At 34.6% G+C, this 19,905-nt stretch carries 15 protein-coding genes; 8 read left to right on the forward strand and 7 right to left on the reverse strand.

Annotation, left to right across the window (positions count from 1 at the left end; all coding sequences use genetic code 11):
• Positions 1-27: 27 nt before the first annotated feature.
• The 6 genes from JI750_RS03820 to JI750_RS03845 form a co-directional block, all read right to left on the reverse strand.
• The gene (locus tag JI750_RS03820; RefSeq protein WP_201999037.1) at positions 28-1,266 is read right to left on the reverse strand and encodes a TCR/Tet family MFS transporter; all 1,239 of its coding nucleotides are present in this window, start codon (positions 1,264-1,266) and stop codon (positions 28-30) included.
• A 145-nt stretch (positions 1,267-1,411) separates the two neighbouring features.
• Entirely contained in the window at positions 1,412-4,588 is a 3,177-nt protein-coding gene (locus JI750_RS03825; protein ID WP_201999038.1) for an efflux RND transporter permease subunit, read from the reverse strand.
• Positions 4,589-4,680: 92 nt separating this feature from the next.
• The gene (locus tag JI750_RS03830; RefSeq protein WP_201999039.1) at positions 4,681-5,748 is read right to left on the reverse strand and encodes an efflux RND transporter periplasmic adaptor subunit; all 1,068 of its coding nucleotides are present in this window, start codon (positions 5,746-5,748) and stop codon (positions 4,681-4,683) included.
• Positions 5,749-5,760: 12 nt separating this feature from the next.
• On the reverse strand, positions 5,761-7,092 hold the full coding sequence (locus JI750_RS03835; RefSeq protein WP_201999040.1) for a TolC family protein: 1,332 nt from the start codon (positions 7,090-7,092) through the stop codon (positions 5,761-5,763).
• A 93-nt stretch (positions 7,093-7,185) separates the two neighbouring features.
• Complete coding sequence (locus JI750_RS03840) at positions 7,186-7,785, reverse strand: TetR/AcrR family transcriptional regulator (protein ID WP_201999041.1); 600 nt, start codon at positions 7,783-7,785, stop codon at positions 7,186-7,188.
• Positions 7,786-7,892: 107 nt separating this feature from the next.
• The gene (locus tag JI750_RS03845; protein WP_201999042.1) at positions 7,893-8,414 is read right to left on the reverse strand and encodes a YceI family protein; all 522 of its coding nucleotides are present in this window, start codon (positions 8,412-8,414) and stop codon (positions 7,893-7,895) included.
• A 266-nt stretch (positions 8,415-8,680) separates the two neighbouring features.
• Here JI750_RS03845 and JI750_RS03850 point away from each other — a divergent pair, with 266 nt between their 5' ends.
• Together JI750_RS03850 and JI750_RS03855 are read left to right on the forward strand one after the other, a co-directional pair.
• Positions 8,681-9,655: a polyprenyl synthetase family protein gene (locus JI750_RS03850; RefSeq protein WP_201999043.1), complete on the forward strand. Its 975-nt coding sequence runs from the start codon at positions 8,681-8,683 to the stop codon at positions 9,653-9,655.
• 25 nt (positions 9,656-9,680) lie between these two features.
• Positions 9,681-10,034, forward strand: a complete 354-nt coding sequence (locus tag JI750_RS03855; protein WP_201999044.1) for a hypothetical protein — start codon at positions 9,681-9,683, stop codon at positions 10,032-10,034.
• 111 nt (positions 10,035-10,145) lie between these two features.
• On the opposite strand, the gene JI750_RS03860 is transcribed toward JI750_RS03855, so the two are convergent.
• A complete protein-coding gene (locus JI750_RS03860; protein ID WP_201999045.1) occupies positions 10,146-10,697 on the reverse strand; it encodes a hypothetical protein in 552 nt (183 codons plus the stop codon).
• Between the two features lie 117 nt (positions 10,698-10,814).
• Between JI750_RS03860 and JI750_RS03865 the strand changes: the two genes are divergently transcribed.
• The 6 genes from JI750_RS03865 to JI750_RS03890 all read left to right on the forward strand — a co-directional run bounded on the left by JI750_RS03865 (position 10,815) and on the right by JI750_RS03890 (position 19,855).
• Complete coding sequence (locus JI750_RS03865; protein ID WP_201999046.1) at positions 10,815-13,592, forward strand: 2-oxoglutarate dehydrogenase E1 component; 2,778 nt, start codon at positions 10,815-10,817, stop codon at positions 13,590-13,592.
• 77 nt (positions 13,593-13,669) lie between these two features.
• A complete protein-coding gene (odhB, locus tag JI750_RS03870; RefSeq protein ID WP_201999047.1) occupies positions 13,670-14,914 on the forward strand; it encodes a 2-oxoglutarate dehydrogenase complex dihydrolipoyllysine-residue succinyltransferase in 1,245 nt (414 codons plus the stop codon).
• Positions 14,915-15,132: 218 nt separating this feature from the next.
• Positions 15,133-17,586, forward strand: a complete 2,454-nt coding sequence (locus JI750_RS03875; RefSeq protein WP_201999048.1) for a TonB-dependent receptor — start codon at positions 15,133-15,135, stop codon at positions 17,584-17,586.
• A 59-nt stretch (positions 17,587-17,645) separates the two neighbouring features.
• Positions 17,646-17,978: a hypothetical protein gene (locus JI750_RS03880; RefSeq protein WP_201999049.1), complete on the forward strand. Its 333-nt coding sequence runs from the start codon at positions 17,646-17,648 to the stop codon at positions 17,976-17,978.
• A 21-nt stretch (positions 17,979-17,999) separates the two neighbouring features.
• Positions 18,000-18,299: a hypothetical protein gene (locus tag JI750_RS03885; RefSeq protein WP_201999050.1), complete on the forward strand. Its 300-nt coding sequence runs from the start codon at positions 18,000-18,002 to the stop codon at positions 18,297-18,299.
• A 5-nt stretch (positions 18,300-18,304) separates the two neighbouring features.
• Complete coding sequence (locus tag JI750_RS03890; protein ID WP_201999051.1) at positions 18,305-19,855, forward strand: PepSY-associated TM helix domain-containing protein; 1,551 nt, start codon at positions 18,305-18,307, stop codon at positions 19,853-19,855.
• Positions 19,856-19,905 lie beyond the last annotated feature (50 nt).

Here is a 19,905-nt window from a genome sequence, read left to right on the forward strand (position 1 = left end):
GAAGACTTTTTAGTTTTATACTATTCCTTAATTATTAATTTCTGTTTTCGGAATGACATGTTTTTTCAATGAAAAATAAGCAACTACTGTACTCAACAACATTAAAACTCCTCCTAAAATAAAAGGCGCTCCTGCAAACTTAAATGGCGCATCATCATGAGTGAAAAAGTAAAATGTATTGGCCATCATTGGTGGACCAATAATTGATGAAGCACTCATTAAACTAGTCAAAGTTCCTTGAATTTCTCCTTGTTCACTTGGTTCGACTTTACTTGCTACGACAGATTGCAATGCTGGACCAGCAATTCCGCCAAGGCAATACGGAATTAAAAACACAAACATCATCCAGCTTTCTGTTGCAAAAGCAAACAATAGCATTCCGATGGTATATAAAGCTAAACCAATGTAAATGCTTTTCTCATTTCCAATTTTCGGATTGATATAACGCACTAATCCGCCTTGTACAACGCCGACCAATAAACCGATTATTCCTAACGAAATTCCGATCATTCTTTCGTCCCAATTAAATTGGTAAATAGTGAAGAAACTCCAATTGCTTTGTACGGCATGAGAACCTACATATAAAAGAAATATCGCTACAATTAAACCTATTAATGTTGGGTGTTTTCTTAATCCTAAAATGGCTCCTATTGGATTGGCACGTTTCCAATCGAATGGTCTGCGATTTTCTTTTTTAAGCGATTCTGGCAGAATGAAAAATCCATAAAGGAAATTTAACATACACAAAACTGCCGCCGCATAAAAAGGAACTCTAGAGCCATACTGACCTAAAAGTCCGCCAATAACGGGTCCGATGATAAATCCTAATCCAAAAGCGGCTCCTACTAAACCGAAGTTTTTTGCTCTGTTTTCGGCCGTACTGACATCAGCAATATACGCTGAAGCAGTTGTAATGCTTGCTCCTGTAACTCCTGCAATAATTCTTCCGATAAAAAGCCAGATAATGGTTGGTGAAAATGCTAATAATAGATAATCTAACGAAAATCCGAAAAGGGAAATCAAGATAATTGGCCTTCTACCATATTTATCACTCAAATTTCCAATTACAGGAGCAAATACAAATTGAGTTATCGCATACGCGAAAGTCAACCAGCCACCTATTTTTGCTGCTTCGCTGATATCTCCGTGAATCAATTCTTCGATTAATTTTGGTATTACAGGAATAATAATTCCCCATCCTGTAATGTCTATTAACATAGTTATGAAAATAAAACCAATCGCTGCTGACTTGTCTTTTTGTAGCATAATAATTTTTGTAAGGTGATGCAAATAAACAGATTTTTCAATTAACAATAAAAAAATCCCAAATTCCAATTTAAAAGAATCTGGGATTTTTTATTGTGAAATTCCGAATTCGGGCTCGGAATTTCACTATCAAAAATTAAAACTATTAATGAGTGTGTTTTGGATTAAAACCGTCTTCGCTTAATTCAGTATGCACATAATCAGCATGCATTTCTGCTTCGTAGTCGATTTTTTCTCCTTTAGAGAATTTTTTAATGATTTTCTCCATAATATCATAGATTACCGGAACCACGATTAACGTTAGGAATAATGAAGAGATCAAACCTCCAATAATTACCCAAGCCAATCCGTTTTTCCACTCTGCTCCTGCTCCAGATGCTAGTGCAATTGGGAACATACCAAATACCATCGCAATTGTCGTCATCAAGATCGGACGTAAACGAGCGTGGTTTGCTTGGATTAGAGCGTTTCTGATTGACTCTCCAGCTGCTCTTCGCTGATTGGTATAATCCACAAGCATGATCGCATTCTTACACACCAGACCAATCAACATGATTACCCCTAAGATAGTAAATATATTTAAAGTATTGTTTGTTAATGCTAGTGCAAATAAAACTCCAATGAACGAAAGCGGAATAGCAAATAATACGACAAACGGGTGAACGAAACTGTCATATAATCCAACCATTACAAGGTAAACCAAAATAATAGCGGCCAATAATGCGATTCCTAAAGTACCAAATCCTTCAGATTGGTTCTCTTGGTCACCCCCCCAGATGTAATTAACTCCTGTTGGTTTTTGCAATTTATCTAATTTTGCTTGCCATTGCTGAACGATTGTTCCTGCTGGAACCCCAACGTTCTGACCTTGTACAGTTACAGAAGCTGTTTTATCTCTACGCTCTAATTTACTTGGTCCAGAACCTTCTGTAATAGTTGCGAATTGGTTTAATTTAATCTGCTGGCCTGCATTGTTTATGAAAATCAAATTACTAACGTCTGTGATGTTTTTTCTATCAAATTCGTTGTATTTAATGTTGATGTCATACTCATATTCACCAGCTCTAAATTTACCATCCGTATTACCACTATAAGCTGTCTGCATGGTTAAACCAACTGTTTGAAGTGTTAATCCTAACGCAGCCATTTTATCTCTGTCAACCTGAACGTTGATCTCAGGGTTTCCGTCCTCAACTGTTAATTTAATCTCGGTTGTTCCAGGAATTGTACGTAATTCTGCTTCGGCAAGTTTAGCAAATTTCATGGCACTTTCTACGTTCGGACCTGTTACGATCAAACCTAAAGTTGCATCCTCAGCAGTACCTAAGATACCTACTGGAACTGTTTTTACTTTTGCACCAACTAAAACTTTTTCTAGTTTACGTTTCACTTTTGCAGCATATACGTTGGCATCATCTGTACGATCTTTTTGATCAATCATTTTAACGTCAATCTCTGCTTTGTATGCAGTTGCCTGAGCAGCTCCTAAACCTTCACTGGTTTGACCAACAGTTGTAATTTGGCTGAAAACATATTTCTCCCCTTTTAAGAAAGCTTCTGCTTTTTGTGTCATAAAGTTGGTTTGCTCTAACGAAGCATCTTTTGGCATCTCAATTTGCACTAAGAACTCACCACTATCAGATGATGCGAAAAACTCTCCTCCAATGTATCCACCTCCCATTAACCAGAAGATCGTACCAAAGAACATTACAACAATAACAACCATTGTTTTAACATAATGATCTAAACACCAGTTTAATAAATTAGACACCCAATCAGTAAAACGAGTCAAGTAGCTTTCAAATCCAAGGATAATTCTTCCGAAAAGATTTTTACCTTCTATATGCTCTAATTTTCCAAAACGAGAAGACAACCAAGGAATGATGGTAAACGAAGCCAATAATGAGAACATCGTTGATATAATTACCGTAACACAGAATTGTGTAATAATGTTCGATACCAATCCTGTACTCATTGCAATTGGCAAGAACACTACCACAATTACTAATGTAATCGAAGTTACAGTTGCACCAATTTCGGCAGTTCCATCATAAGCAGCACGAATTCGGCTTTTACCCATCTCCATGTGTCGGTAAATATTCTCCAATACCACAATCGCGTCATCCACAAGGATACCAACTACAAGAGATAAACCAAGTAAAGACATTAAGTTAAGCGTGTAACCTAATAAGTAAATTCCAATAAATGTTGCAATCAACGATGCTGGAATAGATACCATTACGATTAATGAGTTTCTAATACTGTGCAAGAAGAACAACATTACGAATGCTACCAGAATAACCGCGATTAACAAGTCATGTACAACAGAATCTGCTGCTTCAAGAGTAAAGACCGTACTGTCTTTTGCTACTTCTAATTTTAATTGAGCCGATTTATAATCGTTCTCTAACGTTTTAATTGTTTTAATCAATTGCTCACTTACCGCAACGGCATTTGCATCTGATTGTTTTACAATTTGAAGTACAATCGCACTTTTTTGATCTACTCGCGCAATTTTCTCCGCGATTTTTTGAGTATCCTGAACATCAGCGATATCTCCTAAACGAATTTGAATTCCGTTTTGAGAAGAAACTACTAAGTTTCTTAATTCGTCAACATTTTTATATTTACCCGCTAAACGGATTAAGATTTTTTGATTACGAGTCTGGATGTTACCTGTAGGGAAATCTAAGTTTGAACTCAAGATTGTCTGTTGCACCTGCGGAACTGAAAGTCCGTAACCTTGCATTTTTACTGCATCAAGGTTTACCTGAATCTCACGCTCTTGACCACCAATAATGTTTACCTGAGCAACCCCTTGTACACGAGATAAAACTGGAGCAATCTTTTTATCGATCAAATCGTAGAAAGCTGCTTCGTCCATTTTACCATTCGCACCAAGCGTCATAATTGGTAAATCACTCAAAGAGAATTTAGTCAATGACGGCGGATCTGCATCATCTGGCAAGTCACTCAAAATCGCATTGATTTTACGCTGTGCATCGTTCATCGAAATATCAACATTTGCGTTTGAAGTCAATGTGATCGACACAATCGAAAGACTCTCGTAAGATTTCGAATCGATTTTTTTGATATTTTCAAGAGACGCAATCGCATCTTCAATTTTCTTTGTTACAGTATTTTCAACCTCACTAGGAGAAGCTCCAGGATATACAGTTGAAACCGTAATTACGTTGGTTTCAAATTTTGGGATCAGCTCGTAGCCTAATTGGCTGTAACTGAATAATCCACCTAGTGTCAGAATTGTAAACAATACAATTACCAACGACGGACGTTTTATGGATATTTCGGCTAATTTCATATATTTTTTCTTTATGCTTTAAGCTGTAGGCAATAGGCTTTAAGCTTTGAAATTGCTTATAGCCCATACCTTTAATGCTTATAGCCAAATAATTATTTAATAATTTCTACTGTATTTCCGTCTTGTAGGTTGATTTGACCAGTAACAATTACAGTTTCTCCGTCATTTAAACCATTAATAATTTCAACTTTATCTCCTAAAATTCTTCCAGCAATTACTTTTCTTAATTTAGCAACACCGTTTTCTACAACAAAAATTTCGTTACTGCTCACACTTCCAACAAATGCATTTCTAGGAACAACTTTCAAGTTTTGTTTTTGGTTTTTAGCACCAAAGTTTGCAGTTCCGTACATACCTGCTTTTAGGTCGTTGTTAGCATTGTTTGTAATTTCAATTTCCACAGGGAAATTTAAAGAAGCATCTGCTTTTGCTGCGATGAAAGTAATTTTTCCGCTAAAAGATTTATCAGGATAAACACTCGCTGTGATGTCTACAGTTTGTCCTAATTTTAAACTAGCAACTTGAGTTTCGTTTACTGTAACAGTCAATTTTAATTTAGAAACATTTACAATATCAAATAAAGCAGTTGCAGGCATTCCAGCTAAAATAGACCCTGGCTCGATGTATTTTTTATTGATGTATCCGTTAATTGGAGCTTTTACTCTTGTGTCTCCAACATTAATTTTAGCTTGAGTGTAGTTAGACTGAGCATTAGTTAAAGCTAATTTTGCTTGATCTAATTGTTGTTTTGTAACCCCACCAGTTTTGAAAGCGTTTTCATATCTAGCATAATCAGATTTTGCGTTTTGATATGCTGCTTCAGCTGCTTGAGCGTTTACATTGATAACATCACCTCTTACTGTTAAAAGAGTTTGACCTACTCTTACATAGTCACCTTCTTTAACTAAAACACTAATTACTTTTCCAGATTTTTCAGCAGAGAAAGTCAACTCCTGAATTGGTGCGAAGTTTCCGTTTGCAGTAAAACCTAAGTTAACATCTTCTGTTTTTACTGTAGCCACTTTTACAGAAACTGCTGCGTTTTTTTCTGCTACAATAGCAGTTTTCGCTTCGTTTTCTGCTTTGTTCTTATTTAAAATGTAGCTAACTCCAAAAAAAGCTACAATTATGATTACGACTGTTATAATTATTTTCTTCATTGTAATAATTTGTTATTTAGTAAGAGATTTAAGTTCGCCTTTCGATTTGATTAGAGATATTTCGGCAATTTTATAATTTAAAACTGCTCTTGTAAAGTTATTTTGAGCTTCAAGTGATGCGTTTTCTGCATCTAGCAAATCGGTTAAAGATGCTAAACCTTGAAGATAATTGTTTTTGGTGTTTCCTAAGATTTCTAACGCCAAACGCATATTTTCTCTCTGATTTTCGATAGTTACAAGATTATTATTAATCTGTGTCATTGCATTTCTATAATCTAAATCAAGAGAAAGTTTTGTATCTTTGATGTCTTCTTGTAACTCTCTGATTTGAACATCTGCTTGTCTTACTTTTGCACGAGTTCCGAAACCTGTAAAGATTGGCACGTGTAGGTTTAAAGCAATTGCAGAGAAATCTGACCAATAAACTCCTTTATCTGGTTTTGCAAACCAAGGCATTTCAGGTCCTTGTCCGATATAATTGTAACCTGCAGATAATGAAAGTGTAGGATAATAACCTGCTTCAACAGCTTTTTTATTGAATACTAAAAGTTCTTCTTGTTTTTTCAAAAGTAAATATTCTGTTCTGTTTTCAATATTTGGCTCTTGTGTTAAAGCAGCTGGCACAACTTCAAATTCTTCTTTTGGCATAACGATTTGAGTTTCAATTGGCATACCCATATAAAACTTTAATGCATTTTCCTGTAACTCGATCTGATTTTTAACCTGCTGACGATCTGTATCAATATTAGACATTTTTACGATAATACGATCTAAGTCAATTTTTTTAGCTAAACCGTTATTAAACTGTCCTTGCACGATATCACGAACTTTTTGTGTATTTACATAGTTACTATCTAATAGAATAAGTCTTTCTCTTTGTACATAAACTGAATAGTAGTTATTTGCAACTCTTTCAATAACTTGTTCTTCTGTCAATTGATCATTTATCTGATAAAACTCACGAGTCGTCTTTGCAGCTCTTAAACCTGTAAAAACAGATTGATCAAATAATGCTTGAGTTAAAGAAAGTCCTGCAGTTGATGTCCATTTCTGTCCAAATGCTGCCTGAATTGTAGTTCCTGGCTGTCCAAAACCTGCACCGTCGATAACTGTGGTCTGAATTACCGGATTATACGTTAAACTTCCGTTTGCGCTAATTTGCGGTAAAGCTCTCGAACGTATTTCCTGAATCTGATACTCACTATTCTCTACCTGAAGCTTAGCTTTTTTAGCATCGGCTTTATTTTGAAGCGCATAATTGACCGCGTCTTTCAGGGTTAAAGTGGTTTGTGCGTTGACAGACAAGCCAATGGTGCACAAAAATATAAGAAGGATTCTTTTCATAAGTAGTTAAATATTTATTTTTTAAATTTTGAGATAGTACCGTCATTTTCCATCCTCACTCAGAATAATGACGATTAAATATATTTGGATGAATTAATTATTTATTCTTTTTAGCTGCTTTTCCAATTCCTCTACTCCTTTTACAGTAGCCATTGCGCGCGTATGATATTCTAATGCTTCCAGCTCAATTCTTTGTGCTTCACTTTCAGAAACTGTATTTTCATTTATATGAAAAACCAGTGTATAATAAAACTTAACATAAACCTCTACATTCAAATCGCTTCTGTAAAGACCTTCACGAATTCCCTTTTCAATGTTTTCTCTAAAAAGCTGTGTACATTGATCAATTTCGAATGAAAGAATATTTTGATAGATTTCAGGATAATGCTTCTTTAACTGATAAATTGGAGACGTGTCTATATTATTTTTAAACATGTCACGAAACATTTCTCTGATCTCAAAATTCTCATGAATAGCATTAAAATTCTTTGCAATAATCGTATCCATGATTTCGTGTACCTGGCCATGAACCAGCGAAGTGCTTTCTTCAATCAGAACTTCTTTATTGCAGAAATACTTGTAAATCGTTTTTTTCGAAATACACATTTCACCCGCAATATCGTCCATTGTAACACTCTTAAAACCAAGCTTTAAAAATAACTCGCTTGCTTTTGCTATAATCTTCTCTTTCATTTTAAATTCTCGATTGCATCACAAATATACTTTGGAAACTAAAATTAAAAAAATAGTTTCCTGTTTATTTGTAATAATTTTACATCAATTTATTGATTTAGTAAGATTTATATGCTAAATTCTAAATTTGCTATAAGTTTAATGTCTTTTCCTAAGGCTGCACCCGAAGTATGATTAAAAGAGCTGTAATCCAAACCAAAGTCTTCACGTTTGATGTTTCCTTTGATTTCAAAAGCTACTTTCTTTTCTCCGTTATAAATATTTTCTCCAAGAAATTCAGCATCCAATTCAACTACTCTGGTGATATCTTTTATCGTTAGATCTCCTTTGAAGAAATTAATGTTCTGATTAACTTTTTGAAATGATGTTGATTTGAAACTGATAATTGGATGCTCATCTTCTTCAAAAAAATCCTGAAGCTGTAAATAAGCATCTATAGATTGGAAACTTTCTTTTTTATTATTGATGTCTAATGAGAATTCGACAGAAGCATCTTCAATCTCATTATCTTCAATATTCACATACCCATCAAATTTATTTGAGTCTCCTCCCAAATAAGCAGTTCTTGATCGTCTCATTTCTAATAAAACATCTGACTGGCTTGAATCTAAGGTCCATTTTGTTTTCATAAATAGCTGATTTAATTGATTTTAAGAATCATTAAAACTCTTCATGGAAACTTTTACAGTGTTCTTAGTTTCCATTTTATCGCTGCAAATATAGACAGGAAACTCTGAATACCAAAAAAGTTTCCAAGTTTTTTGGAAAAAAATTTAACATCTTAGAAATGAGACGAATTAAAAGCCTGTTTAAAATGATTCATACGCTTTTAACATTTCATCCTTAGAAATTCATATTTGAATTGTATCTTTGAGCCGCGAAATCAGAATTTATTATGCACGATATAAGTCAGTACCAAGATTTTTTTATCAATTATCTACAAAGCCAAAACATACATAAAGAACCTAAAAATCTTTACGAACCTATAGAATATATTTTAGGACTTGGCGGAAAACGCATTCGTCCCGTTTTAACTTTAATGGCCGCAGAGGTTTTTGATACTGATTATTCGATTGCGCTTCCAGCTGCAATGGCGGTTGAAGTTTTTCATAATTTTTCGCTAGTTCATGATGATATTATGGATGATGCGCCTTTGAGAAGAGGACAAATTACCGTGCATGAAAAATGGGATTTGAACACTGGAATTCTTTCAGGAGACGCCATGCTTATTTTGGCTTATCAATATTTTGAGCAATACGAGCCGATTGTTTTTAGAAACCTTGCCAAATTATTCAGCAAAACAGCGCTTGAAGTTTGCGAAGGACAGCAATGGGATGTAGATTTTGAAGTTCGCAAAGATGTTACGATTCCGCAATATCTTAAAATGATTGAATACAAAACGGCTGTTTTGGTTGCCGCTGCCATGAAAATGGGCGCAATTGTTGCTAAAACTTCTGAAAAAGAAGCTGATTTAATTTACGATTTCGGACTTAATTTAGGATTGGCTTTCCAGCTTCAAGACGATTATCTAGATGCTTTTGGAGATCCTGAAACTTTTGGAAAACAAGTTGGTGGTGATATTATAGAAAACAAAAAAACCTATTTATATCTAAAAGCTTTAGAGTTTTCTTCTGATGAAAAAGCTTCTGAATTAGAAAAATTATTCACGCTTCAACTGGAAGATAATACAGAAAAAATAGAAACTGCTAAAAACATTTTTAACGAATCTGGAGCATCACACGCCACGCAAGAAGCCATCGAAATGTACACTTTTAAAGCTTTTGAAACGTTAGAAAAAATGGAAATCAGCAATGAAAAGAAAATCGTTTTGAGAACTTTCGGAGAGAATTTAATGGGTCGTAAAGTTTAGCATTCAGTAAAAAATCTAAAATCTCATGTTTGTAGCACCAGTAAATACCGAATCATTATTAGCGCAAGCGCAAGCAGAGACTTTATACCTTAGTCTTATTGAACAGCTTAATAAAGATTTTAATTTGGCGAATGAAGGAATCGATTTTCCGTTAAGTATTACGCCAGACGAATTAAAGATTCAGCTTCACGAAAAAGTCTACAGAATGATTCAGTATAAATTTGCTGAATATTTAAACCTACTCTACATCATTGATGTTCCCGAAAATGAAATCAAACAATTAGATGGTTCAGATTTGGTAATTCTTGCCGAACAAGTTGCTTTCTTGATTTTGAAAAGGGAATGGCAAAAGGTTTGGTTTAGGAATTATTATAAATAAAAAAGTCACATAGGTACAAAGTTGCAAAGCGACAAAGGCTTCTTTACTTTGCACACAGTTTTTAAATATTTATAAAACTTTGAACCTTTGTTACTATGAACCTTTGAGCCTTTAAAAGTAAACCCTCACAAAAGGCATAAATCCAGAGCCATAAAGACTTTTATTAGGATCATATAAAACATCATAACGTGCTCCAATAGTCACATTTCCTGTTCTATAACCTGCCCCTAAATATAAGGCTGTATTCCAATAAGAATCAGAAAAACCTGGGTGATAATAATTGTCTTCGTAGTCGGTATCGACCTTAACTTGTTCCAATTCTGCAGATAATTGGAGTTGCGGAATTGGGTTTACGAGTGTGATAAAACTTCCGCCATAAACAAACGATTCGTAATAATCTCTTTGGTATAAATAACCAAACTGCAATCCAACTCCAAGGGCAACAATTTCGTTGACATTGTAAATGGCACTTGGCATTACAGAGATGTTGGTGTAGCCTGAACCAAAGCCAAGACCTAAACCACCTCCAAATTGAACTTTTTCCCAAAAATGGTTACTGTTGTCTATGACATATTTTTGTTGTGCAATACTATAACTTGAAAATAAGACGGCCAAAATCACAAAAAAATATCTGCAATCGATTGAAAATTGAATTTTATTCATAGTTAACGTTTATTTTAACAAATTTTTACGTAAAAGTACGTAAAAAAAAGATTTAAATAAATGCGATTGTTGTACTTTTGCCTTTCTATATAACAAAAAAGTATATTCACTCATATTATGGATAGGTTTTCATTTTTAAACGCAGCGCATACTGAGTTTTTTGCACAATTATACGATCAATATTTAGTTAACCCAGACAGCGTTGAGCCTAGCTGGAGAAGTTTCTTTCAAGGTTTTGACTTTGGACAAACGACTTATAATGACGAAAATCCGGTGCAAACGATCGTTGAGTACGTGACTAGCGATAACACAGATTATAGTCAGATTTCTGAAAAACTAAAGAAAGAATTTAACGTTCTTAAATTAATTGACGGATACCGTACGCGCGGACATTTATTCACGAAAACAAATCCTGTTCGTGACCGTAGAACTTCATCTCCAACTTTGGATATCGAGAACTTCGGATTATCTACAGCAGACCTTTCAACTGTTTTTGATGCAGCTCAAACAATCGGAATGGCGCCATCTTCTTTGCAAGATATCGTAAATCGTCTAAAAGCTATTTACTGCCAGCATATCGGTATTGAGTACATGTACATTAGAAACCCTAATGTAGTAAAATGGATTCAGGATAAATTATCTGTAAATACGAATCAGCCGAACTTCTCGTCTGACGAAAAGAAAACAATCTTAAATAAATTAAACGAAGCTGTTTCTTTTGAGAACTTCCTTCATACTAAATATGTTGGACAAAAACGTTTCTCATTAGAAGGTGGAGAATCTATCATCCCTGCTCTTGACGCTTTGATCGAGCAAGCTGCTGAAAAAGGTGTTGAACAATTCGTAATGGGAATGGCTCACCGTGGTCGTTTGAACGTTTTGGCAAACATCTTCGGAAAATCTACTCAAGATATCTTTGGTGAGTTTGACGGAAAAGATTACGATCAAGAATATTTTGACGGTGACGTAAAATACCACTTAGGACTTACTGCTGACAGAAAAACAAGATCTGGAAAAAGCATCAACATCAACTTAGCACCAAACCCTTCTCACTTAGAGACTGTTGGAGCTGTAATTGAAGGTATTACAAGAGCAAAACAAGAAAGACATTTCCCAGAAAATATTTCAAAAGTATTGCCAATCGCTGTTCACGGTGATGCAGCTATCGCTGGTCAAGGTATTTTGTATGAAATCATTCAAATGTCTTTATTGGACGGATACAAAACTGGCGGAACAATTCATATCGTGATCAACAATCAGGTTGGTTTTACAACAAATTACTTAGACGCTCGTTCTTCTACTTACTGTACAGACGTTGCCAAAGTAACGCTTTCTCCAGTATTACACGTAAATGCTGACGATGCTGAAGCTGTTGTTCACGCTGTATCTTTTGCATTAGACTACAGAATGCAATTTGGGCGTGACGTATTTATCGATTTATTAGGATATAGAAAATACGGACACAACGAAGGTGATGAGCCACGTTTTACTCAGCCTGTTTTATACAAAATCATTGCTAAACATAAAAACCCAAGAGACATCTACGCAGAGAAATTACTTTCTGACGGTGTAATTGATGCTTCTTACGTGAATGCTTTAGAAAAACAATACAAATCTCAATTGGAGGAGAACTTAGAAGCTTCTCGTAAAAAAGATTTGACTATCATTACTCCATTCATGAAAAACGAATGGGAAGGTTTTGTACAGGTGACAGACACGCAAATGCTTCAAAAAGTTGATACTTCTTATCCAAAAGAAAAATTAACTCAAATTGCAAATGCTATTTCTAATTTACCTGAAGACAAAAAATTCATCAGTAAAATTCAAAAATTAATCAACGACAGAAAAACAATGTTCTTCGAAACTAATCTTTTAGATTGGGGAATGGCAGAACATTTAGCTTACGGATCTTTATTACAAGAAGGTTTTGATGTTCGTATTTCTGGACAAGACGTAGAAAGAGGAACTTTCTCTCACCGTCACGCTGTAGTTAAAGTTGAAGATTCTGAAGAAGAAGTAATCTTAATCAACAGCCTTGAAGACAAAAAAGGAAACTTTAATGTTTACAACTCTCACTTATCTGAATACGGAGTTTTAGGTTTTGATTATGGATATGCATTGGCAAGTCCAAAAGCTTTAACTATTTGGGAAGCACAATTTGGAGATTTCTCTAATGGAGCTCAAATTATGATTGACCAATACATTTCTTGTGGTGAAGATAAATGGAACAACCAAAATGGTATTGTTCTTTTATTACCGCACGGATATGAAGGACAAGGTGCTGAGCACTCTTCTGCAAGAATGGAGCGTTATTTACAGCTTTGTGCAAGACATAATATGTATGTTGCTGATTGTACAACTCCTGCTAACTTCTTCCACTTATTAAGAAGACAATTGAAAACGAATTTCCGTAAACCATTGGTTGTATTTACTCCAAAAAGTTTACTTCGTGACCCAAGATGTGTGTCTCCAGTAGAAGATTTAGCAAACGGAAGTTTCCAAGAAACAATTGATGATACTACAGTAAACAAAAAAGATGTTAAGACATTAGTTTTCGTTACTGGTAAATTCTACTATGATATTACTGCAGAAAGAGAAAACAACGGAAGAAAAGACGTTGCAGTTGTTCGTATTGAGCAATTATTCCCTTTCCCAGTTGAGCAGATTAAAGAAATCATTGCAAAATATCCAAATGCAGATGATTATGTTTGGGCACAAGAAGAGCCTAAAAACATGGGAGCTTACAGCTTTATGTTAATGAACTTTGATCTTGTAAAATGGAGATTGGCTTCATTAAAAGCATACTCTGCTCCAGCATCAGGAAGTTATACACGTGCTAAACGCCGTCATGCAGATGCAATTAGAATGGTATTCGATAAAAACTTATTTAGATAATTAAAAAATAATTGTTTCAGGTTTCAGTCCCGATAGCTATCGGGACTGAAACCATACAAACCTTAAACAAAAACAAGATGATTTTAGAAATGAAAGTCCCATCACCAGGGGAATCAATAAAAGAAGTTGAAATTGCAACTTGGTTAGTAAAAGACGGAGATTATGTAGAGAAAGATCAGGCTATTGCTGAAGTTGATTCAGATAAAGCTACTCTTGAATTACCTGCTGAAATGAGCGGTGTAATTACACTAAAAGCTGAAGAAGGTGATACAGTTGCAGTAGGTGCTGTAGTTTGTTTAATTGATACAGATGCTGCTAAACCAGCAGGAAGCGGATCTGCAGCTCCAGCGGCTGAAGCTCCAAAAGCTGAGGCTCCTAAGGCTGAAGTAAAAGCTGAGGCTCCAAAGGCAGAACCAGTTCAAGCTCCAGCAGCTACAAGTTATGCAGCAGGAACTCCATCTCCAGCAGCAAGAAAAATATTAGACGAAAAAAATATTGCTCCAGCTTCTGTAACAGGAACTGGTAAAGGTGGAAGAATCACTAAAGACGATGCTGTAAATGCAGTACCATCTATGGGAACTCCAACTGGTGGAAGCCGTGGAACTGAGCGTGTAAAATTATCTATGTTACGTCGTAAAGTAGCAGAAAGATTAGTTTCAGCTAAAAACGAAACTGCTATGCTTACTACTTTCAACGAAGTAAACATGACTCCAATTAACCAAATTCGTAATGAATACAAAGATGCTTTCAAAGCTAAACACGGTGGTTTAGGTTTAGGTTTCATGTCATTCTTTACAAAAGCAGTTACAAGAGCATTACAATTATATCCAGACGTAAACTCTATGATGGATGGTGATTACAAAATCAACTACGATTTCTGTGATATCTCTATCGCTGTTTCTGGACCAAAAGGATTAATGGTTCCTGTTGTTCGTAATGCTGAAAACTTAACTTTCCGTGGAATTGAGGCTGAAATCAAAAGATTAGCTTTAAGAGCTCGTGACGGTCAAATTACAGTTGACGATATGACTGGTGGAACTTTCACAATCACGAACGGTGGTGTTTTCGGAAGTATGTTATCTACTCCAATTATCAACCCTCCACAATCAGGAATCTTAGGAATGCACAACATCATCGAGCGTCCGATTGCTGTAAACGGAAAAGTTGAGATTCACCCAATGATGTATGTTGCTCTTTCTTACGATCACAGAATCATTGACGGACGTGAGTCTGTTGGTTTCTTAGTGGCTGTAAAAGAAGCTTTAGAAAACCCATTAGAATTATTAATGAATGGTGACGCTAAACGTGCTTTAGAATTATAATTTTTAAGTAATTTTCGACAATATAAAAGCCTGTTCTTTCATTAGAATAGGCTTTTTTTTGCTTAAAATTAACTTAAGATTAGCTTAAGATGTTAATTTTTTAAATAAATGTAAATTTTACCCCTTAAAAAGTATTTAATTTAGAATAAATAAGAATAACTTGTTTAGTTGCTATCCAACAATTAAATTTGCACTATCAAAATTAATTCTAAATAAAAATGAAATTAAAATTTACGATTTCGCTCTTAACTTTTTGTTTTTTCTTGTTGATTGGGAATACGATTACGGCACAAGAAAAAGCAACTATAAAAGGAAAAATATCTTTAAATAATAATGAATCTCCTGAAGGGATTTCTCTAGCTTTAAAAGGTACAAGGTTTGGAACAACTACCGATGAAGAAGGTAATTACAAAATAAAAAATGTTAAACCGGGAGCTTATATCTTAAAAGTTTCAGCTGTTGGTTATAACTCATCAGAAAAAAAGATTACCATTACAGAAGGACAAGAATTAACTGAAAACTTCAATCTTACTTCAAATTCAGAAGAATTAACAGAAGTGGTTGTAAACGGTCGCAAAAATAGTTTCGTCCGTAAAGACAACCAACAAGTTTCAAGATTGCCTCTTAAAAACCTTGAAAACCCACAGGTTTACACTACAATCACTGGAGCTGTTTTAAAAGAACAAGTAGTTACAACATTTGATGATGCTTTAAAAAATGCACCAGGTGTTACACAACTTTGGGCTTCAACAGGTCGTGGAGGAGATGGAGCAAGTTACTACTCATTAAGAGGATTTCCTGTTCAAGCAACAATTGTAAACGGTGTGCCAGGTTTAACAAACGGTAGTTTAGATCCTGCAAATATTGACAGAGTTGAAATTATTAAAGGGCCTTCTGGAACTTTATTTGGAAGTAGCTTAATTTCTTATGGAGGATTAATCAACACAACAACTAAAAGACCTTACAAAGGGTTTGGTGGAGAAGTAAACTATACTGGAGGAAGCTACGGACTAAACCGTGCAACTGTAGATCTTAACACTTCGCTTAACGACAAAAAAACACTTAACTTCAGAGTTAATTCAGCATACAATAAACAAGAAAGTTTTCAAGATGCTGGGTTTATAGAATCATTTTTCATAGCACCATCATTATCTTATGAAGTGAATGATAGATTATCATTCTTAGTAAATACAGAATTCATGAGTAACGAAACAACAAACCCAACAATGTTGTTTCTAGACCGAGCAAATCCGTTAAGAGTTCACAATATTGCCGAATTAAAATACGACAATAATCGTTCTTACACAACTAACGAATTAACGATTAAAACGCCTTCTTACAATATTCAGGCGCAAATCAATTACAAGCTTTCTAGTCAATGGACTTCTCAGACTATTTTCTCGACAAGTAATGCTAAGTCTACTGGAAATTATGCCTATTTATATGAAGGAACTAGTAATAAGGCATTTTCTTCTATTAAAGAAGGTATTGTTTTAGCAAGATTTTTCAATTACCAAGACAACAAAAACACCACTTTTGACATACAGCAGAATTTTATCGGAGATTTTAAAATCGGAAATCTAAGAAACAGACTTGTAGTTGGTTTAGATTACTACAACAGGGTTGGTCTTGATCGCGGTACAGGATATTTTGGAAATGGATATGTTTATATTGGGGACGATTTAGCCTCATTCAACGCAATCTTTGGCCCTTCAAATGGTGACACGGGAGATTTAACAAAAGCTGGATCTGATGCAATTGTAGGAAACGCTCCAAGAAACAACAGTAAAACAAAACAAGAAGTTTACAGTGCTTATTTCTCTGATGTAATTAACTTCACTCCTGCTCTTTCTGCAATGGTAAGTTTACGTGCAGATCGTTTTATAAATAGTGGAGATGTTTCAACTGAAGATGATAACTACAACCAGACTTCTTTATCTCCAAAATTCGGATTGGTATACCAACCTATTATTGACAAAGTGTCCATTTTCGCAAACTACATGAATGGTTTCTCAAACGTAGCTCCAGGCGAAAATGTAAATGGGACAGTTAGAACTCCTGTAACGTTCGACCCTGAACACGCCAATCAAATAGAATTTGGTACAAAATTGAATATTTTTAAAGATAAAATTTATGCTACTTTAAGCTACTACGATATTAAGGTTTCAAACATGGTTTATAGCGTTAGACCAAATGCAACCGACGTAACAAACTACCAAGACGGTGGACAACACAATAAAGGTTTTGAAGCTGAATTTATTGCTAATCCAATTACTGGTTTAAATATTGTTCTAGGGTACAGCTATAATGATGCAACTCTAACAAAAGGAGATGCTGACTTTGTAGGATTTAGACCAGAAAGTGCTGGAGCTTATAACTTGGCAAACTTATGGGCAAGCTATAAATTCACTAACGGATTATTAAGAGGATTTGGTGTAGGATTTGGAGGAAATTATGTTGGAGATAACAAAATCATGAACCGATCAGTTTCAGGAACATTTACAATTCCAGAGTACACTGTACTTAATTCTTCTTTGTTCTATAACACTGAAAAATTTGGTATAACATTAAAATTAAACAATATTGCTAATAAAGAAATCTATGACGGATGGTCAACAGTACATCCAAAAGATCCTAGAACTTTTGCCGCAAGTTTTACTTATAAGTTTTAACAAAAGTCAAACAAAAACACCTTTCTTCACTGGAAGGTGTTTTTTAAATTCTAATGATTATGATTACAATTGCCAGCCTTATCGTTTTCTTAGCTTTTTATACACTGTATTACACTTCGAAAAGAGCAGTGTTGTCCTATGATCTAGGTTTTGAAAAATGGATGCAGAAAAATCCAAAGCAAACCAAGATCATCGGATTAATGCTTTTGCTTTCTGCTTATGCAATGTGGCTTTTTACACAATCATTAGGTTGTGGTACTTTGATGTTTTTCATTCAACTTATGACTGTGGGAAGTTTAATCATTATCCTTACTCCTTTAAAAAAGATAAATAGCAAATTGCTTCTAGCGCTACTAATTTTTGTTGCCGCAACTGAACTTTATTACAACTAAAACTCCACTTTAAATTATAATATGCCAGCAAATCCAAAATATCTAAACCCTTCTTTTTGGCCTCGTTTTTCCAAAATTACTGCTGCAATTTTAGGCGGATACTTTGTTTCTGTTACTTTTCATTTGGCTTTAGCTGCTTGGTTTAGTCGAAAAGATATCTTAATCACAATGGCTTTCAGTGGCTTTATTCTTTGGGTAGCCTTAATGATTATTGCTTTCTTGGCCAAAAGCGGTTGGAAAATTTGGGGAGTTTACATTTTGTTGTCTTTACTTTTTTGTCTTTTCATTTATCTCGGTCAAACCTATAATACGGCACAATAATATTTATGAATAACCGTCATTACAATATCTATTTTCACACGCATACTGTCAGCGGAATCGTTATCAGCTTAGTTCTTTTTGTAATTTTCTTCGCTGGATCCTTTTCTTTTTTTAGAGATGAAATCATCAATTGGGAAAGAAGTGAATCTACAGCAATCACAAGAGAAATTCAATTAGATTATAATGATGCGCTTCAGCATCTTGACAAAAAATATGTTTTACACGGAAGAAATCTTACCATTTCTAAACCGTCTGTAGAAAATAGGGTTGCTGTATACATGGAAGGAACCAAAGATACACTGGCTCCAAAAAAACAACAGGCAGGAGAGTTCTTTTATCTGGACAATAAAAATTACAAGAGCTATACTTATGAAGAGTCTTATTCTTTAGGTGAACTTTTATACCGTCTGCACTTTCTGGCTCAAATTCCATATCCTGCAGGATATTATTTAGCTGGATTTACAGCTTTGTTCTTTTTGTTCGCCATCATAACAGGAGTTCTGCTGCATTGGAACAAAATCGTTTCTAACTTTTATATGTTCCGTCCGAAAGAAAAATTAAAAACACTTTGGACAGATGCGCACACAGCATTAGGAATGATTGGTTTACCATTTCAGTTTGTATATGCGGTTACAGGAGCGTTTTTTATGATTAAACTTTTAATTGTAGCACCCGCTGTAATGGCTCTGTATAAAGGAGATCAAGATAAATTATATAAGGAACTGGAATATACTGATCCTGATTATAAGTTTGAAAATAAAAAACTGGCAAATCCATTTAATATTAATGAACTGGTTGCCAAAACCAAAAAGAACTGGATCGATTTTGAAATTACCCGTGTTTTTATCCAAAATTACGGCGATGCCAATATGCATGTTTTGGTTGAGGGTGAACTTTTAAGCCACAAAAAATTTACAGGAATTGGAAAAGTAGTTTACAGAGTTGCTGACGGAAAAGAAATTGCCAAAAAAGACCCTATTGCACAAACGAGCTATTTAGATGTTGTAAAAAATGTTTTATATAGAATACATTTTGGAGATTATGGTGGATATGCATTAAAAATTGTAAGCTTCATTTTAGGAATTATAACTTGCTTTGTTATTATCTCTGGAGTTATGATTTGGCTTGTTGCCCGACAAAAAAACAATATGCCAGAAAAGAAGAGACGTTTCAACGCTGCTGTTGTTCGTATTTACTTAGCGATTTGTTTAAGCATGTATCCAATTACGGCATTGGCTTTTATAGGAAGCAAAATTTTCTACCCTTTAAGTCAGTCTAATTTATATGCACTTTATTTTGGAGGTTGGTTATTACTTACAATCTTCTTTATCATTAAAAAGAATGATGCCTTCACCAACAAGTTCTGCCTGATTTCAGGAAGCATTTTAGGATTCTTGATTCCCGTTACAAACGGAATCGTTTCTGGAGATTGGTTTTGGAATTCTTTTATGCAAAACAAATTTCAGATTTTCTTTATAGATGTTTTCTGGATTTTCCTTGCTGGAATTTCTTTATACACAGCGTATCATTTAAAACCTAAAAAAGTCGTTTCTTAATAAAGATCGAATTTTCTATATAACAGTACTATTTTTTTTAGTCCCGCAAT

The sequence above is a fragment of the Flavobacterium tagetis genome (assembly GCF_016735615.1).
Lineage (GTDB): Bacteria > Bacteroidota > Bacteroidia > Flavobacteriales > Flavobacteriaceae > Flavobacterium > Flavobacterium tagetis.

Excerpts from the sequence above, each read along its gene's own strand:
- JI750_RS03855 (WP_201999044.1), top strand. The coding sequence starts at position 9,681 with ATGTTTGTAGCACCAGTAAATACCGAATCATTATTAGCGCAAGCGCAA.
- JI750_RS03860 (WP_201999045.1), bottom strand. The coding sequence starts at position 10,697 with ATGAATAAAATTCAATTTTCAATCGATTGCAGATATTTTTTTGTGATT.
- JI750_RS03840 (WP_201999041.1), bottom strand. The coding sequence starts at position 7,785 with ATGAAAGAGAAGATTATAGCAAAAGCAAGCGAGTTATTTTTAAAGCTT.
- JI750_RS03835 (WP_201999040.1), bottom strand. The coding sequence starts at position 7,092 with ATGAAAAGAATCCTTCTTATATTTTTGTGCACCATTGGCTTGTCTGTC.
- JI750_RS03820 (WP_201999037.1), bottom strand. The coding sequence starts at position 1,266 with ATGCTACAAAAAGACAAGTCAGCAGCGATTGGTTTTATTTTCATAACT.
- JI750_RS03830 (WP_201999039.1), bottom strand. The coding sequence starts at position 5,748 with ATGAAGAAAATAATTATAACAGTCGTAATCATAATTGTAGCTTTTTTT.
- JI750_RS03875 (WP_201999048.1), top strand. The coding sequence starts at position 15,133 with ATGAAATTAAAATTTACGATTTCGCTCTTAACTTTTTGTTTTTTCTTG.
- JI750_RS03845 (WP_201999042.1), bottom strand. The coding sequence starts at position 8,414 with ATGAAAACAAAATGGACCTTAGATTCAAGCCAGTCAGATGTTTTATTA.
- JI750_RS03865 (WP_201999046.1), top strand. The coding sequence starts at position 10,815 with ATGGATAGGTTTTCATTTTTAAACGCAGCGCATACTGAGTTTTTTGCA.
- odhB (WP_201999047.1), top strand. The coding sequence starts at position 13,670 with ATGATTTTAGAAATGAAAGTCCCATCACCAGGGGAATCAATAAAAGAA.
- JI750_RS03880 (WP_201999049.1), top strand. The coding sequence starts at position 17,646 with ATGATTACAATTGCCAGCCTTATCGTTTTCTTAGCTTTTTATACACTG.
- JI750_RS03850 (WP_201999043.1), top strand. The coding sequence starts at position 8,681 with ATGCACGATATAAGTCAGTACCAAGATTTTTTTATCAATTATCTACAA.
- JI750_RS03885 (WP_201999050.1), top strand. The coding sequence starts at position 18,000 with ATGCCAGCAAATCCAAAATATCTAAACCCTTCTTTTTGGCCTCGTTTT.
- JI750_RS03825 (WP_201999038.1), bottom strand. The coding sequence starts at position 4,588 with ATGAAATTAGCCGAAATATCCATAAAACGTCCGTCGTTGGTAATTGTA.
- JI750_RS03890 (WP_201999051.1), top strand. The coding sequence starts at position 18,305 with ATGAATAACCGTCATTACAATATCTATTTTCACACGCATACTGTCAGC.